14 protein-coding genes are annotated in these 15,445 nt (G+C 66.5%); 6 read left to right on the forward strand and 8 right to left on the reverse strand.

Annotation, left to right across the window (positions count from 1 at the left end; genetic code table 11):
- Nucleotides 1-19 precede the first annotated feature (19 nt).
- The 3 genes from H4O13_05675 to orn all read left to right on the forward strand — a co-directional run bounded on the left by H4O13_05675 (nucleotide 20) and on the right by orn (nucleotide 1,737).
- Nucleotides 20-403 carry an STAS domain-containing protein gene (locus H4O13_05675; GenBank protein MBE5314877.1) on the forward strand — a complete coding sequence of 128 codons (384 nt, stop codon included), beginning with the start codon at nucleotides 20-22 and terminating at the stop codon, nucleotides 401-403.
- Between the two features lie 285 nt (nucleotides 404-688).
- On the forward strand, nucleotides 689-1,162 hold the full coding sequence (gene tadA / locus H4O13_05680; GenBank protein ID MBE5314878.1) for a tRNA adenosine(34) deaminase TadA: 474 nt from the start codon (nucleotides 689-691) through the stop codon (nucleotides 1,160-1,162).
- A 50-nt stretch (nucleotides 1,163-1,212) separates the two neighbouring features.
- On the forward strand, nucleotides 1,213-1,737 hold the full coding sequence (gene orn, locus H4O13_05685) for an oligoribonuclease (protein ID MBE5314879.1): 525 nt from the start codon (nucleotides 1,213-1,215) through the stop codon (nucleotides 1,735-1,737).
- 10 nt (nucleotides 1,738-1,747) lie between these two features.
- Here the strand turns inward: orn and H4O13_05690 are convergent, their stop codons facing one another.
- Together H4O13_05690 and H4O13_05695 are read right to left on the reverse strand one after the other, a co-directional pair.
- Nucleotides 1,748-2,572, reverse strand: coding sequence for an HDOD domain-containing protein (locus H4O13_05690; GenBank protein MBE5314880.1), 825 nt, complete (start codon nucleotides 2,570-2,572; stop codon nucleotides 1,748-1,750).
- A gap of 233 nt (nucleotides 2,573-2,805) precedes the next feature.
- On the reverse strand, nucleotides 2,806-3,915 hold the full coding sequence (locus H4O13_05695) for a hypothetical protein (protein MBE5314881.1): 1,110 nt from the start codon (nucleotides 3,913-3,915) through the stop codon (nucleotides 2,806-2,808).
- 143 nt (nucleotides 3,916-4,058) lie between these two features.
- Here H4O13_05695 and H4O13_05700 point away from each other — a divergent pair, with 143 nt between their 5' ends.
- A complete protein-coding gene (locus H4O13_05700; GenBank protein ID MBE5314882.1) occupies nucleotides 4,059-5,855 on the forward strand; it encodes an acyl-CoA dehydrogenase in 1,797 nt (598 codons plus the stop codon).
- Nucleotides 5,856-5,970: 115 nt separating this feature from the next.
- Here the strand turns inward: H4O13_05700 and smpB are convergent, their stop codons facing one another.
- Nucleotides 5,971-6,459 (reverse strand): SsrA-binding protein SmpB, encoded by a 489-nt coding sequence (gene smpB, locus H4O13_05705; protein ID MBE5314883.1) that lies wholly within the window; start codon nucleotides 6,457-6,459, stop codon nucleotides 5,971-5,973.
- A gap of 93 nt (nucleotides 6,460-6,552) precedes the next feature.
- On the opposite strand from smpB, the gene H4O13_05710 reads away from it, so the two are divergent.
- Together H4O13_05710 and H4O13_05715 are read left to right on the forward strand one after the other, a co-directional pair.
- Nucleotides 6,553-6,984: a type II toxin-antitoxin system RatA family toxin gene (locus tag H4O13_05710; GenBank protein ID MBE5314884.1), complete on the forward strand. Its 432-nt coding sequence runs from the start codon at nucleotides 6,553-6,555 to the stop codon at nucleotides 6,982-6,984.
- Complete coding sequence (locus tag H4O13_05715; protein ID MBE5314885.1) at nucleotides 6,974-7,330, forward strand: RnfH family protein; 357 nt, start codon at nucleotides 6,974-6,976, stop codon at nucleotides 7,328-7,330. Before H4O13_05710 ends, H4O13_05715 begins: the two co-directional genes overlap by 11 nt.
- Nucleotides 7,331-7,579: 249 nt before the next feature.
- On the opposite strand, the gene H4O13_05720 is transcribed toward H4O13_05715, so the two are convergent.
- The 5 genes from H4O13_05720 to H4O13_05740 all read right to left on the reverse strand — a co-directional run bounded on the left by H4O13_05720 (nucleotide 7,580) and on the right by H4O13_05740 (nucleotide 14,940).
- Nucleotides 7,580-8,323 (reverse strand): M50 family metallopeptidase, encoded by a 744-nt coding sequence (locus H4O13_05720; protein MBE5314886.1) that lies wholly within the window; start codon nucleotides 8,321-8,323, stop codon nucleotides 7,580-7,582.
- A gap of 209 nt (nucleotides 8,324-8,532) precedes the next feature.
- Nucleotides 8,533-9,744 (reverse strand): DUF1552 domain-containing protein, encoded by a 1,212-nt coding sequence (locus H4O13_05725; GenBank protein ID MBE5314887.1) that lies wholly within the window; start codon nucleotides 9,742-9,744, stop codon nucleotides 8,533-8,535.
- A gap of 50 nt (nucleotides 9,745-9,794) precedes the next feature.
- Nucleotides 9,795-13,082 carry a DUF1592 domain-containing protein gene (locus tag H4O13_05730; GenBank protein MBE5314888.1) on the reverse strand — a complete coding sequence of 1,096 codons (3,288 nt, stop codon included), beginning with the start codon at nucleotides 13,080-13,082 and terminating at the stop codon, nucleotides 9,795-9,797.
- 18 nt (nucleotides 13,083-13,100) lie between these two features.
- Complete coding sequence (locus tag H4O13_05735) at nucleotides 13,101-14,201, reverse strand: cellulose binding domain-containing protein (GenBank protein ID MBE5314889.1); 1,101 nt, start codon at nucleotides 14,199-14,201, stop codon at nucleotides 13,101-13,103.
- Nucleotides 14,202-14,319: 118 nt separating this feature from the next.
- Entirely contained in the window at nucleotides 14,320-14,940 is a 621-nt protein-coding gene (locus tag H4O13_05740) for a DUF2214 domain-containing protein (GenBank protein MBE5314890.1), read from the reverse strand.
- Nucleotides 14,941-15,445 lie beyond the last annotated feature (505 nt).

Here is a 15,445-nt window from a genome sequence, read left to right on the forward strand (position 1 = left end):
TGCGAAACCGGACACCCACATGAACCTCGAGATCCGCATCCAGAAGACCGAGCCGACGCGCGCCCACGTATGGATCTCGGGTCGCCTCGACAGCAGCAATCACACCGATCTCGACCGTGAGCTGCAGCCCTTGCTCGACGACGTCGACCTGCAAAATCTGGTGCTCGACCTGCAGCATGTCGACTACATCAGCAGCGCCGGACTGCGCTCGATCTTCCGCGCGCGGAAGGCGCTTGGCCTTCGCGAGGGCAGGGTGCTGGTGGTGAACCCACAGCCGCAGGTGCAGAAGGTGTTCGACATCGTCAAGGCGGTGCCGGTGCGGGAGATTTTCCGCTCGGTGGAAGAGCTCGACAGCTATCTCGACCGCATTCAGGCCCGCGCGCTGGACCCCGACGCCGACTGAGCCTCGTCGAAACGCCGATCGAGAGCTGCTGCCGACCCTCTGCACCCGCAGCGAGCCCGCGCCGGCCCAGCGCATGCCTTGGCAGGTCGGCTGCGGCCCTTCCCTCGCCCGGATCCGCTGTTCGCGCCCTGCAGGGGCCTCGCAGGCGACGGATACAGGCCCGGCATTCACGCCGGCGGCGCGACAGGGGACAATGCGCGCCCCGCCATCGCACGATGCATCCGCCCCGTGAATCCAGCGCTCCACCCTCTTGCCAGCATTCCCAGCGAGCGCGACCTGGCATGGATGCGCGAGGCGCTCGCGTTGGCGGAGGCGGCGCGCGACACGCTTGGCGAGGTGCCGGTGGGCGCGGTGCTGGTCGATGCGGCCGGGCAGTGCATCGGTCGCGGCCTGAACCGCACCATCAGCGACCACGACCCGAGTGCGCATGCCGAGATCGTCGCCCTGCGCGAAGCCGGCCGCGCACAGCGCAACTATCGCCTCACCGGCAGCACGCTCTACGTCACTCTGGAGCCCTGCGCGATGTGCGCGATGGCCTTGGTCCATGCGCGCGTGGCGCGCGTGGTGTACGCCGCGGACGACCCCAAGACGGGCGCGGTTGTCAGCGTCTTCGATCTGCTGACCTCGCCGCGCCACAACCATCGCGTCGACGTCTGTCGCGGCGTGCTGGCCGACGAGTCCAGCGCGCTGCTGCGCGATTTCTTCCGCGCCCGCCGGGCGCAAACCAAGCTCTCCGAACCCAAGGACTCTTCTGCGTGAATGCCGCCATCCTGCCGCCCGACAGCCGCCTGATCTGGATCGATCTGGAAATGACCGGTCTCGACACCGACCGCGACAGCATCATCGAGATCGCCACCCTGGTGACCGACAGCGAGCTGAACGTCCTGGCTGAAGGCCCGGAGATCGCCATCCACCATCCGGTCGAGCGTCTGCAGGCGATGGACGACTGGAACCGCGACACCCACACCCGCTCTGGCCTGTGGCAGCGCGTGGTCGAGTCGCAGGTGACGATGGCCGAGGCCGAGGCGCGCACGATCGAGTTCCTGAAGCTCTGGGTGCCGGCCGGCAAGTCGCCGATGTGCGGCAACAGCATCTGCCAGGACCGCCGTTTCCTGGCGCGCGAGATGTCCTTGCTTGAGCGCTACTTCCACTACCGCAACCTCGACGTGTCGACGGTCAAGGAGCTGGCAAAGCGCTGGGCCCCGCAGGTGGCGCAGGGCCTGAAGAAGAACGGCGCGCACACGGCGCTGTCGGACATCCGCGAGTCGGTCGCCGAGCTGGCCTACTACCGCGGCTTCATGGGCGTGCTGGGTGGCGCTGCAGCGACCGGCTGAAGCCTGTCGCTCAGCCGATCAGGCTCTCGAACTCGGAGCTCAGCTCACGCGGGCTGGGCATGTCCTCCAGCAGAGCATCGTCGAGCTCCAGCGCGTCCAGCACCTGCGCGGGCAGGGTGCCGGCGATCTCGTCGGGATCCAGCCCGTTCTCATCGCAGCGGGCGCGCCACGCGGCGACATGGATGACGGCCGCCAAGCGATCGAACTCGGCCAGCTCCAGCGGCTCGTTCCAGGCCAGGAGTGCGGCCGAGTAGACGCCCGGGAAGCGCCACAGCTCGGCCAGACGAGCGCCGACCTGCGGGAAGCTGTAGCCGAAGGAGTGACGCTCGACATCGCTGCGGCGTGGGTCGAAGCCGCCGGCCACGCGTGAGACAGCGAGCATCTTTTCGGGCATGGCCGCATGCATGACCAGCTGGCCGATCGCGTGCATCAGGCCGACGGTGAAGGCCTGGTTCGGATCGACGCCGGCAGGCTTGGCCAGCCAGCGGCCGATCACCGCGGCCTTCAGGCTGTAGCGCCAGAACGCGGCGAGGTCGAGGCCCGGAATCGGACGGAAGCTGCTGGTCAGGCCCGCACTGATCACCAGGGTGCGCACGGTCGAAAAGCCCAGCATGCGCAGGGCGTCGTCAATCGTCCCGATCGGCCGCGGCGGATGGTAGTAGGCCGAGTTCGCAAGCCGCAGCAAACGCGCCGACAGGACCGGGTCGGCCGCGATCTTCGGCGCGAGTTCGCCGATCATCACGTTGTCGTCGTCGAGGCTGCTGATCAACTCCTGGACCACCTTGGGTACCGTGGGCAGGGCACTGGCGTGGTCGAAGAGAGCGTCGAACTGCATGCAGGACTCCGGCGGATCACGGGGTGGCAGGCCGGCGAGTCTAATCCGTACGCGCCTCGTCTGCCTCCGTCCCGCTGAATTCTGCGGCGCTCGCCGACGACGTCGCCGATTCTGTGATCACAGCTGCGCTCCGCACGCGGATTCAGGGCAACCTGGATCACGTCCGGCGCGAACGGGATTCGCTTCCGCGGGATCCGTCTTCGCTCGATCAATGCGCGCGCGGGAAACCCTGCTCAGACGGTCAGATCGATCTGCTGCACTGCGCCGGCAGTGGCCGCCGTGCTCAGGTACAGCCCGGTGCTACGCACTTGACCCAGGTCGCTGTTGTTGGCGCCGCGCAGATCGAAGGCGCTGCTGATCGGGCGCAGGCTGATCGCCGCCACGCCGGCTTCTTCCAGCGTCAACAGCTGGCCGCCGCTGCGGCGTTGGTCTTCTTCGCGCGAGCGGTTTCCGGTTTCCGGTGCGGTGGGATCGGGCATCCACACCCGCAGCCGGCCGAAAATCGTATCGCCCGAGTCGATCCAGCCATTGCCATCGGAATCGAAGGCCAGCAGTTCGCCGAAGCCATCGCCGGTCTTCGCCCCGAACAGCTCGCGGCCGTCGTTGACGCGGCCGTCGGCGTTACGGTCGAAGGCAAGGAAGCCGCTGCCCGAGCGCAGCATCGGCAGGGCCTCGGTCTGGCCGTCGGCATCAAGGTCGAACTCGAAACGCTGATCGCCAAGCTGGGCGGCGCGCCCGTCGAAGTTGATCACCAGCGGATCCTTGCGCTGGGCCGCAGCGCCGGCCTGGAGGCGCAGCTCGACGGTCTCGCTGAAGGCGCGTTCCATCGAGAGGTTCAACGCAAAGCGGATGCGCGCGCCATCCGCGGTCAGCACCTCGCCCTGCGCGCTGACGCTGGTGCGCTCGTACTCGCTGCGGGTGGCGCGGAGCTGGTAGTCCACGCTGAAGCCGGGGTCGCTCTGGGCGGACGCGGCCGACGGACCTGACGACGTCGGCGGCGCTGTGAGCGCGGGGTCTTCTGTCGCCGTAGCATTGAGCTGGCTCGCATCGAACAGCTTCACCGGCCGTCCGGTCAGGGTTTCGATCAGGCGGATCAGCAGGCCGAGATTGGGATCGTTACGCGCGCCGGCCTCGTCGGTGGCAGCGACTTCCTCAGGCGCGAGCAGCGGCGATTCGCTTGCGCCCACCTGCAGGGCGAGCTCTCGGCCGCGCGCCGACAGCTCTATCTCTGGCCGGGCCAGCGGGGGTGGGCCGATGCGCAGTTCCAGACGCTCCTGGCGGGTTTCCGATTGACGGAACTCGCGTGCGGAGGCGAGCTGCAGTTCGGTGGCAACGATGCGCATGGCCGTTCTCCTCTGGTCTGCGGAGTTGGAGTTCCGCTGGACGGAGTAGCGGCGAGGACTTCGGAAACTTTAGCCCGGCAACTCGGTATCGCGCGCGCTGGCGCTGCTAGGCTTCGTGGCTGAGTCCTCTCATGGATGCCTGGATGAGCCCGAGTCCTCTGGTCGATCTCCGCAATCAGCACTTCATGCTCAACCAGGTGCTCGATCTGCCGGCCCTGCTGCGCCTGCCGACGTTCGCCGAGCACAGCGAGGACTCGGTGGTGGCCGTGCTTGAAGCCGCTCACACGCTGGCGGCGGAAGTCTTCCTGCCGCAGGCCGCCGAGGCCGACCGCGATGAGCCGCGCTTCGTCGATGGCGAAGTGCTGCTGCCGGCCTCCACCCGCGAGGTGACCCGGGCCTATGCCGAAGGCGGCTTCAATGCCGCCGCCGCGCCCACCGACCATGGCGGCCTCGGCTTGCCCTACACGGTGGCGCTGGCCGCCGACGGCCTGTTCATGGGTGCCAACACGGCCGCGGCGGGCTACGGCCTGCTGACGCGCGGTGCCGCGCATCTGCTGCTGGCCCACGGTACGCCCGAGCAGATCCGCCGCTACGCCGAGCCACTGCTGGCGGGCCGCTTCTTCGGCACGATGTGTCTGTCCGAGCCGCAGGCCGGCAGCTCGCTGGGCGATATCCGCACCCGTGCGATTGCGCAGGCCGACGGCAGCTATCGCCTCGAAGGCCAGAAGATGTGGATCTCCAGCGGCGAGCACACGCTGGGCGAGAGCATCATCCACCTCGTGCTGGCGCGTATCGAAGGCGCACCGGCCGGCACCCGCGGCATCAGCCTGTTCGCGGTGCCCCGCAACCACATCGGCGCCGATGGTCAGGTGGGCGAACGCAACGACGTGCAGCTGGCCGGCTTGAACCACAAGCTGGGTCAGCGGGGCATCGTCAACACCGTGCTCAAGTTCGGCGAACGCGGCGAGTGTGTGGCGGAGCTGGTCGGCAAGCCGCATCAGGGGCTCGCGGCGATGTTCCACATGATGAACGAGGCCCGGATTGGCGTCGGCATCGGCGCGATCATGCTCGCCTACCGCGGCTATCTGTACGCGCTGCAGTACGCCCGCGAGCGCCTGCAGGGGCGGCCGATCGACAACCGCGACCCGGAGTCCAAGCCCGTCGCCATCATCGAGCACGCCGACGTGCGTCGCCTGCTGCTGCGCCAGCGCGCCCTGGTCGAAGGCGGCTACGCGCTCTGCCTGTATGCAGCCAGCCTGGTCGATCTGAAAGCTCACGCAGTGAACGAAAGCGAAGAGGCCGTCCGTCTGCTCGATCTGCTGACGCCCATCGTCAAGGGCTGGTGCTCGGAGTTCGGCGTGCAGGCCTCGGACCACGCGATCCAGGTACTCGGGGGTTACGGCTACACCCGCGAATATCCGGTCGAGCAGCTCTGGCGCGACAACCGCCTCAATCCGATCCATGAAGGCACCAACGGCATTCAGGCCATTGACCTGCTGGCACGCAAGGCGCTGGCGGAGCAGGGGGCGGCGCTACGTCTGCTGGGCCAGCGCATCGAAGCCACCCTGGCTGAAGCAGCCGAGCTTCCCGAGTGGGTCGATGCGACCGTGATGCTGCGCGTGCTGATGCAGAAAGTCGGCGTCGCCGCCGCCGGGGTGGCTTCGCGCATGCAGCGCGGTGAAGCCGGATTGGCGCTCGCCAACGCCAGCCACTATCTGCATGCCGCCGGTCATGCGGTGGTGGGCTGGCTGTGGCTGCGCCAGGCCCTGGCCGCTCAGAAGCTTCTCTATGCGGGTCAGGGCGACGCCGATTTCCTGAAGGGCAAACTGCAAACCTGCCGCTACTTTCTGGCTCAGGAGCTGCCCACCGCGATGCACGCGATTGGGCTGGTGGCGGGCTTCGAGGATTCGTTCTTCGCCATGCGAACCGAGTGGTTCTAGCGCACCACGGATCAAGCCCTTCCAGAGCTTGATCCGTGCTCGCGAGTGCGGCGTCGAGGCCATCGCTTCCGCGGGTTCAAGCACGGCCTGATCGAACCGGCGAGACGCTGTGGCTTCAGGCGTTGGGGTTGTGGCGCCGCATGACGCGCTGCTTGTCACGCTGCCAGTCGCGCTCCTTGCTGGCGGCGCGCTTGTCGTGTTCCTTCTTGCCTTCGGCAAGGGCGACTTCGCACTTCACCCGGTTGTTCTTCCAGTACAGGGCGGTGGGGATCAGGGTGTAGCCCTCTCGCTCGACTGCGCCGATCAGCTTGTTGATCTCGCGCTTGTGCAGCAGCAGCTTGCGCGTGCGGCGGTCGTCCGCCAGCACATGGGTCGAGGCTGAGTTGAGCGGCGTGATCTGGGCACCGAACAGGAATATCTCGCCGCCACGCACGATGGCGTAGCTCTCGTTGAAGCTGATCCGCCCCGCGCGCAAGGCCTTGACCTCCCAGCCCTGCAGCTCGATGCCGGCCTCATAGCGGTCCTCCAGCTTGAAGTCGAAGCGCGCCTTTTTGTTGAGGGCGATCGTGCCGCTTCCGCTATCCTTGCTTTTCTTCTTGCTCATGGCCTGGTCCCACGCTCGAACCCGCGATTGTGGCGCAGGTGGGCGGCTACGGCGAGCCCCATGCAGTCCGGCCTTCACTTCAGCGCATCGCTCATGACCCAGATCGCCCGCAGCGCGCTCGTGCGCCGACCCGCCGCGCACATGTTCGACCTGGTCAACGAGGTCGAGGCGTATCCGCAGCGGTTCGGCTGGTGCGAAGCCGCGCGCATCATCGAGCGCAGCGACACCGAGATGCTGGCCCGGCTGGACCTGAAGCTGGGTGGGCTGCGCACCGCCTTCACCACGCGCAACCGCTTGCTGCGGCCGCAGCGTATCGAGCTGCAGCTCGTCGAAGGCCCGTTCACCAAGCTGGCCGGCTCCTGGGTTTTCACCGCCCTGGCCGAAGACGCCAGCAAAGTGGAGCTGAGTCTGAGCTTCGAAACCGCCGGCCGGCTGGTCGGCAGCGCGCTGGCACTTGGGTTTCAAGCGCTGGCGGACCGCATGGTGGATGACTTCGTGCGCGAGGCGCAGCGTCATGGCGGCTGAGCCCGCGGGCACCAGCGCCCATCCAACACTGGCACCCGCCGGCGCGCCCCTGTCGCCCGCGCCCAACGCCGAGACAATCCGCGTGGAAGTGACGTACGCCCGACCCGAGCGCGCCTGGCGGGTGAGTCTGACCCTGCCCGCAGGCACCACCGCGCTGCAGGCCTTCGAAGCTTCGGGCCTGCGTGTTCGGGTGGTCGAGCTGGCTCGGTCCGAACCCGATCTGGGTGTCTTCGCCCAGGCTGTCGGGCCGGGCCATGTGCTTCGCGACGGCGACCGCGTCGAGGTCTACAGGCCTTTGCTGATCGATCCGAAAGACGCCCGCCGCAAGCGCGCGGCGCAGACCTGATCGGCAGCTGCCCGCGGGCTGAGCGAGCTAAGCCGCGGAGTGCGTTTCGGCGAACCCACCTACAGCGCGCCGCTTGGCTGCGCGCGTGAGCGCTTTCGGTCGCCGCAGGCGAAGCGGCTCCGGCTGTGCGGCGCAGGCTTCTACGCCAAGTCTGATCAACGCCCTCCCGGAGTTGATCAGACGGCGCGGGTCTGGACTCACTCACGCTGGATCCAGCACGTGCGTGCTCGATCCGGGAGCGCGCCGTCCCTAGCGGCTGCGAACAGCGGCGAGGCGAAGCGCCCGCCACAGCCCCACGGCAACCACGCCAAGGCAGGCAATCGCGAGCACGCTGCCCCAGAACCAGTGGCTGAAGCCGAGCGCCTCGGCAATCTGCGCTGTGTCCGAGGGCAGAGCTCCTGCGCCAGTCACGGCGCCTGCGCTGAAGAGATAGTCCATGCGCGAAAAGGCCGACAGGCTCATTTCGACGCCGAGAAATGCGGCCACGGCGTAGAGCGTGCGCTCGTCGCCACGCCATGCGATCAGGGCGAGGCCCACGCAGAGGGCGGTGACGAAGCCCAGCGCGAACAGGTTTCGCACCCACAGGAGCAGGGCGAGCGCGAGAAAGGCCGCGAGGAGGATCAGCAGAAGGCGGATGGCGTAGCGGTGTCCCAGCGCTACAAACAGGGCGAGGCCCGCCAGCGGCGCGCCCAGCGGCCCGGCTGCTGCGATAAGAGCCCGGTCGAACGCCGAGTAGACGCCGCGATGGACTGCGACACCGGAGCCATCGGGATAGATCGCGAGTTGCACAAGTTCGCCGCCCAGGGCCAGCGCGGCCAGGCCGTGGCCCAGCTCGTGAAACAGAGTGCCCAGCCAGACCAGCGGTCGTGCCAGCCAGCCGAACTGCGGCGACCAGGCATCGAGAGCGAACAGGCACAGCGAAATCAGACCTGCGCCCCAGATCCAGGGCGCCGGCGATACCTGCGCGGCAGGCTCAGGCGGTGTGGCGGTCAATAGAGCTACCCCAAGCGCTGGGTCGGTGGCCGCCAGAACATCCTCCGGCCGGCGTGAGCGCGATTCTGGGGCAGGCCGGGCCCAAAAGAAAAACGGGAAGCCCCTGAACGCGGGCTTCCCGGGAACGAGCCCGCGGCCCTCCGATCACGGAGGGTCGCGGGCGGGATACGCAAATGCCGCAAGCAAACGAGGGGTAGCGTGAAGCGGAGTTACAGGCCGGCGATGGTTGCGCTCGACCAGTTGCGGTAGGCCGCGCCGTTGGGGCTCTGATCGGCGCGCAGCCTGAGGCCGATCGTCTGATAGAGCTCCGACTGCGTGCGCCCACCGGCATCCACGACCCGGCCACCAGTGATACCGCCACCTGCGACCAGCATCGGCACATTGCTGTTGCCGTGCGAGTCGGCGTCGCCCATGTCCGATACCTGGGTCACGATCGTGGTCGGCAGCAGGCCACGCGCGTCGAAGCGCTCCAGCAGGTGACGGGTCAGGCTGGCCATGTAGGCGATGTCGTCGTGGTAGGCCTGCGGGTTGTTGCCCTGGTTGTGGTGCGACTGGTGCGATTCGCGGCCCAGCACGTCCAGGAAATGGTTGTGCGAGTCGGATCCGAACGCGACCGACACCGAGGCGGTCAGGTTGCAGCTGAGTGCGAGCGCCGCGATTTCGGCCTGCAGCTTGGCCGTGGCGTCGAAGCCAGTCACCGCGGTGTTCGGCGGCTGCGGGCAGGAGCCGCTAGGCGGCGGCGTGCTGCCGCCGCTGTCGAGGGTCCGCTCGATTTCGCGGATCGCGGTGAAGTGGCTGTCCAGCTTCTGCAACTCGTGCTGGCCCAGCTTGGTGCGCAGGCTGTTGATGGCAGCGAAGTGCAGATCCACCACCGAGCGCCGCGGCGGCGTGCCGCCGCCGGTGTTGGTACCGCCGCCCGCGAACAGGATGTCCAGGGCTGCGCGCGGGCTGGTGATGGTCGGCTTGCCGGCGTTGCCTTCGCGACTGAGGTTGGATTCGGCCGTCGTGCCCAAGTTGAGGTAGCGCACCGGGAAGTTGGCGCCGATGGTGCGGCCCAGGTTCACGTCGAAGCTGTCCTGCGACCAGCTGCCGTTGTTGAAGCGGTGGAACATCACGCCGTGGCCCGCACCGCTGAGCGATGCGTTACGAATCATGGCGATGCGGCTGAACTGGGTCTGCAGCGGTGCCGACTGGATCGGCAGGGTGGAGCCATTGGCGAACCAGCGGGTGGGATGACAGCCGCCGCCGGAGAAGACCAGGCAGTGCTTGTTCGGCACTGCAGACTGGGCTTCCGAGGTGCGCGCCAGCATGACGCCGGCGAGCACGCTGGAGGCCTTGATCAAGCTGGCAGAGATGCCAGCCTGGCCAATCAGGCGAAGAAAGCTGCGGCGCTCTTTGTCGAAGCAGTCCGTGTGTTTCATTCTGCTCACTCCAAATCGTTGTGTGGACGTGTCGGGAGGAGAGGGCGCGCTTAGCGCGCCCACTCCTTGCGATACATCACGGATTGCAGGGCGGGGATCTCTTCCAGCATCGCGCGCGGGCCGCGGTTCACGAGCACGTCGCGCAGGTTGCCGACGTTGCAGCGGTAAGCCGCTTCTTCCTGTTCGCTGATGCGGGCGTAGCCGACATCGCGATCGGAGTCGATCAGGAAGATCGTGTGGATGCCCGAGCTGTAGCTGACGAACTGGGTGGCGAGACAGGTCTGTGCCAGGCCCGACACCTTCGGGTCTTCCACGATCTTGGTCACCAGGCTGACGCCACCGTTGAAGGTGATCGCCGGCGAGTTGATGACGCGATCCGGATCGCCCAGGAACTGCAGCTGCGGGAAGGGCGAGAAGAACGTGCCGCTGGCGTTGATCGGGTTGTTGCGCGCGTCCGTGGTGCGGATGCGGCCCACAGCGTCGAAGTTCTCCAGGCCACCGCCCAGCGGGTTGATGATCTCGGCGTGGCACTCCGAGCAGCTGGTGCCCATCGTGATGCGGTCGTAGATCATGCGCTGGGTGGTGCGCGGGTTGTTGAAGAACTCGCGGTCCTGCGCGGCCAGGGCTTCGCGATCCAGGCTGACGCCCGAGGGCGGTTCCGGGATGTCCTGACACATCAGACGGCGCCGCAGGGCCACCGCACGCGTCACCAGGTTCGACTCGGTGTTGGTGGCATAGCGCGACAGGAAAGCACCCGACATCAGGATGCCGCCGCGGTCGTTGGTCGCCGTGCGCACGAAACCGTCGGCGTCCGCACCCGCGCCAGTGAAGGGCAGCCCGTACAGGGTCGCCAGACGCTGGTTGACGTGGGTGTAGGCCGGCTTGTACAGGGTCGCGAAGGTCGCGGTGGAGTCGAGCATGCCCTGCGAGAAGTTCTTGCCCAGCTCAAGCTTCATGTCGTTCGCCAGCTGCGCGAAGTTCGGGAAGCCCGTCTTTTCCTTGATCTCCAGCTGCTCGGTGCCGATCCAGCGGTTAACGAAGTTGGTCAGCAAGGCGCGCGCCTGCGGGGTGTTGAGCAGGGTGGCTGCGTGCTGGCGCACACCCGCCGGCGTATCCAGTTCACCGCGTCCGGCGGCGGCCAGCAGTGCAGCGCTGGGCGTCGTGCCGACAAAGGTGTAGCTGAGGTAGGTCGCCATCTCGTAGCCGGTGAGCTTGTAGACATCACCCACGCGCTCGCCCAGCTCGGAGCGGTACAGGAACTGCGGCGACGAGAGCATGCCCGCCAGCGCCACCTTCATGCCTTCGGCCGGCGTGCGTCCGCCCGTCGTGCCCTGTGCCACGGCGAGGTAGGTGGTGCGCTCGTCGGTGGTCAGCGGACGACGGAAGATGCGCGGGGCCAGGTCGGTCACCAGACGGTTGGCGCAATTGGCGTCCGGGTTGCAGGACAGCACTGCGTTCCAGCGGGTGGCCACGTTGTCGGCGATGCGCTCCGCGGTGGTGATGTAGCTGGTGTAGCGGGTGCGGTCGACAAGCAGGGTGTTGTTGCTGAGGAAGGTGCCGGCGTTGAAGTCATCCGGCAGACGCGAGGTCACGTCCTCGGTGTAGCCCACCAGATCGCCCACCGAACGCTGGTACTCGAGCTTGGTCAGCAGACGCAGCGTGCGCTGGCCATAGGCCTGGTTCGGCGTGGGGCAGGTGAAGTACTCGACCGGATGGTCGGGGATACCGTCGGACGGACGACGCCAGGTCATGATGTAGGCGGCGATGTCTTCCGCGCACTCACCCACGCAGGACTGCGGGTTGCCCTGCGGCATCCAGCGCTCGATGAAGTCCTTCAGCGAACGATCCTGGGTGTCCTGGCTGTGGCGGTACGAAGACCGGTTCGGGTTCAGGCGCGAGATCACCAGGGCACCCGTTGCATCACGCTCGCCGTCCACGCCGTGGCAGGCAACGCAGCCCTGCGAGTTGTAGAGCGCGGCGCCGCGGGCGGCGTTGCCGGGACCGCTGCTGCTCGACGAGCTGGAGCTGGACGAGCTCGACGACGAGGAGCTGGACGACGAGGAGCTGCTGCTCGACGAGCTGCTCGAGCTGCTGGAGGACGCGTTGCCGCTGTAGACCACCGAAGTGGGCATGCTTGCCGCAGACGGCACGCTGCCGCTGTAGCTGATCAGCTTGTACTCGTAGTTACCGTTGCTGCCGAGCAGACGCTCGACGAAGGCGCGGGCGCTGACTGCGAGGTTGCCCTGCGTGGTCCAGCGATTGTCCGGCCCGCGACGACGCACGAGCACGCCCGAGGTGCCGGTACCGCCCTGCGTCCACGCCAGCGACACGTTGCCGGTGCTTTGCACGACGCTGCCAGTCAAGCCTTCAGGCGCTGAGGGCTGGCCGGGCAGGGCCGTCGGCGGTTCACTGGTCGGGTTGTCGCGGGTCAGGAAGACCTTGAAGTAGACCGGCACACGCTCACCGATCGAACCGAGGCCAGCCACCGAGCGCAGCGCTTCGATACCGGCATCCAGATCGTAGTCGCCCGCGTTGACCAGGATCGGACGACGCGGAGACACGCTGTAGCGAGTCGCGCTGTGCTTCACCATCACCGCATCGAAGGTCACGTTGCGGCTGACCGCGTGCAGCATCAGGGTGCCGGTGACCGGCTGCACGGCGATCCCGCCGACCGGCAAGGCCTCAAGCGCGGCCAGATTCAGCTGGGTCGTGAAGTGCAGGTTGGGCAGATACGCCGTTTCGAACAGCAGGTTCTGCATGCGCGTGTTGCGGATCTCGATCCCCGTCGAGATGCTGGTCAGGGGAATCGTCAGCACCGCCGCACCCGCAGCCGACACCGTTCCGCTCATCTGCGAGAAGGTGTGGGTTTCCGCGTTGTCGATGTTCTTCTTCGACACGAAATGCAGGGTGGACTGGGTTCCATCGACCAGCCACTGGGCGCCCGTGCCACCGCAGTTCACGCCGTTCACGCTGAACGTGGTGGGCACTTGTGCGGCCGGGTTGTTGACGATGAAGCCGAAGTTGGCGCTGCCGCCCGCGGCCAGCTGGCCGTTGTAGTTGGCATTGCGCACGCACACGCGATTGCCATTGGCGGTGAACACGCCGTCCCACAGGTTCGCGATGGTCTCGTTACCCGAGAAGGTCCAGCAGACTTCCCAGCTGTTGGTGGCCGCACCCGTGTTGGTGACGCTGACCGCCACCTGGGCGCCCGCAGGCCAGCTGTTGACGGTGCGGTAGTTGACGCTGCACGCGCTCTGCGCGGAAGCGGCTGACGGCGTCAGCAGGCTCACGGCAGAAGCGAGGACGACGCCGGTCAAGATCAGAGCTTTGGTTCTCATGATGTTTGCCTCGTCCAGTTAGCGCGCGTTGAACGCGAACGAAAAATCGACAGCGACAGCCGAGCTGATCGAGACCAGATTGACGATCGCACGCAGTCGCTCCACGCCGTCGACCATTCCGAAGTCAGCGGCTTTGGCGATCACTGGCGCCATGCTCTGGACGAGCACACGCGAGTTCGTCAGACGCTGAATCGAAACGCGCGTGGTGAAGCTCTTCTCCACGCCGTGCAGGTTCACGCGGGCGGTGATGTCCGCCTGGGTCGATTGGCCGGCGCTCAGCGAGTTCAGCAGCGCCGTGGGAACGGCTACCTGGATGCGAGCGGTCGGGTGGGTGCCGGTTTCGAACAGCAGTTCACGCATACGCTGATCGCGCAGCATCACGCCGGAGTTGATGCTGTTCATGTCGATCGTCACCACGGCAACGCCGTCGTTGCCGATCGATCCGGTCAAGGTGTTGAACGTGTGCACTTCGACGTTGTGCAGGTTCTTCGTGGTGACGAAGTTCAGGAACGAAGCCGTGCTGTCGAGCAGCCAAGCCGCCTGTGCCGGGGCCGACGAGGACGAGGAACTCGAACTGCTGGAGCTGCTGGAGCTGCTGCTTGAGCTGGAGCTGCTGGAAACGCTGCTCGAGCTTGAGCTGCTGCTCGAGCTCGAACTGGACGAAGAGCTGCTGGAGCTTGAAGAGGAGCTGCTGCTCGAAGTCGCGTTGCCGCACACCCCGCCCGTGATCTGCGGGATCTCGGCCGCCGCGGGGCCCTTGCTGCCCTGCACGCCGAACTCGATGGACCGGTTGGGCTGAATCGTGCGGTTCCAGCTGAGGTTGGTCGCCGTGTAGGGGTTGGTTCCGCTGAACGTCGCGTTCCAGTTGCTGGTCATGCGATTGTCGCCGGCATAGCGCCAGCTCACCGTCCAACCGTCAATGGGAGTGGTCCGGGTATTGGTAATGCGGACGTTTGCGGTGAAGCCGTTGTTCCACTGCGCGGTGACGATGTATTCGCAGCGCGCCAATGCGTTGCCGGAACAGGCAACTCCCATCAGCGCGAGCAGCCAGGGTCGCAAGACCCTGGCGTATTTCCTTTGTCCCGCCATTGCCGAGGCAGTGGCTCCATACGTTTTCATGTTGGGCTCCTTCTGAAGTTCAGAGTTTGCGGCCGGTTGGGTGCTGGTCTGACAGGGTGTTTCTTATTATTGGGCGAAGCCGGGAACGTCTTTCTTATCGCTATGGTTGCTGCGTGTCTCAGTGAATTCTTCTCAGTACTGCGGCTCTCAACTGGGTGAATCCGGACGCCGATTGCGGCAGCCGCTGACTCGCCGGTTTGGCTCTGGCGAAGCCGTGGATGAATACCAGCCCCGCGACGCAGGCCGGCATCAGCAGACTCAAATACAGATACATGACGCCATCGAATTGCACGGTGTGGTTCCACGGCCGAGCGACGCCGAGGTAGCAGGCGAACAGCCAGGAAACCGTGGACACGGCGCCGGTCGCTACGACCGCACTCTTTTCCAGAAAGGGCAGACCGACGACACCCGTCGCCGACACCACACGGGGAAAGCTGTAGGAGTGGAGAAGCGCGCCATTGGCAGTCAGCACGACCACCACGGCAATCTTGGCCCAAAGCTTCTGGTTGGCCAGATAGTTGGGGTCGTTCCAGGCCCCGACCGCGACCAGGATGATCCCCGACGCCCAGAGCGCGCCGAGAGCGCATTGGATGATCTGGGCGGCACGCTTCAGGTCCTTGACTGCGCCGATGTTGAGACGGCGCCCGCCAAGCTTGGAGAGTTCCAGGTCCTGCATCAGGAGGACGCCGACCGCGATGCAGGCGGCGATGAGGTGGCTATAGACGATGAGTGTATGCATGGGTCCGTTCGCATCCTTCGGTCGCACGTCGGGGAAGGGCGTAGACTCGTTCGGGTTAGGATTCTTTGGGCCAGACAATCCCGTTGACGCGGGGGTGCCCGCGCGCTGGTTTTGCATTGGTCTTTTTTTGCTGCCTGTGCAGGCTGACGAGCGGCTTCCAGCCGAACCTGCATTCGCCCACGACTCCCCCGTAGTGGGCGTTAAGAACTGTTACACGGTTTGCAGACACTCGCAACGCGCGGATTTCTTTTTTGCTTCTCCGGTCACACTATGTCAGCGGTGTCATGCGATGCGGAGCACGCTTGTTCAGGGTTCTGCCGAAGTGGTATGCAAGCGGTAAGCGCCCCAAACGGACACTGTGTCGCGGCGTCGTGTCGGCCCGCATCGACGCCGGCCAAGCACGCGTTCCAGCGCTGGGGTGAGGCCCGGCCAGGGGCGTCATCGGGCCCTCGAGCCTGAGCAGAGCCCCCGCGCTCATCCAGGGCACCGCTCATGAAGCCAATCG

It is taken from the genome of Lysobacterales bacterium (assembly GCA_014946745.1).
GTDB lineage: Bacteria > Pseudomonadota > Gammaproteobacteria > Xanthomonadales > Xanthomonadaceae > Aquimonas.

Bases quoted from the DNA above. Each gene is read 5' to 3' on its own strand.
- H4O13_05715 (MBE5314885.1), top strand. From the start codon at position 6,974: ATGGCGGCTGAGCCCGCGGGCACCAGCGCCCATCCAACACTGGCACCC.
- H4O13_05675 (MBE5314877.1), top strand. From the start codon at position 20: ATGAACCTCGAGATCCGCATCCAGAAGACCGAGCCGACGCGCGCCCAC.
- H4O13_05710 (MBE5314884.1), top strand. From the start codon at position 6,553: ATGACCCAGATCGCCCGCAGCGCGCTCGTGCGCCGACCCGCCGCGCAC.
- smpB (MBE5314883.1), bottom strand. From the start codon at position 6,459: ATGAGCAAGAAGAAAAGCAAGGATAGCGGAAGCGGCACGATCGCCCTC.
- H4O13_05725 (MBE5314887.1), bottom strand. From the start codon at position 9,744: ATGAAACACACGGACTGCTTCGACAAAGAGCGCCGCAGCTTTCTTCGC.
- H4O13_05740 (MBE5314890.1), bottom strand. From the start codon at position 14,940: ATGCATACACTCATCGTCTATAGCCACCTCATCGCCGCCTGCATCGCG.
- H4O13_05735 (MBE5314889.1), bottom strand. From the start codon at position 14,201: ATGAAAACGTATGGAGCCACTGCCTCGGCAATGGCGGGACAAAGGAAA.
- H4O13_05700 (MBE5314882.1), top strand. From the start codon at position 4,059: ATGAGCCCGAGTCCTCTGGTCGATCTCCGCAATCAGCACTTCATGCTC.
- tadA (MBE5314878.1), top strand. From the start codon at position 689: ATGCGCGAGGCGCTCGCGTTGGCGGAGGCGGCGCGCGACACGCTTGGC.
- H4O13_05695 (MBE5314881.1), bottom strand. From the start codon at position 3,915: ATGCGCATCGTTGCCACCGAACTGCAGCTCGCCTCCGCACGCGAGTTC.
- orn (MBE5314879.1), top strand. From the start codon at position 1,213: ATGACCGGTCTCGACACCGACCGCGACAGCATCATCGAGATCGCCACC.
- H4O13_05730 (MBE5314888.1), bottom strand. From the start codon at position 13,082: ATGAGAACCAAAGCTCTGATCTTGACCGGCGTCGTCCTCGCTTCTGCC.
- H4O13_05690 (MBE5314880.1), bottom strand. From the start codon at position 2,572: ATGCAGTTCGACGCTCTCTTCGACCACGCCAGTGCCCTGCCCACGGTA.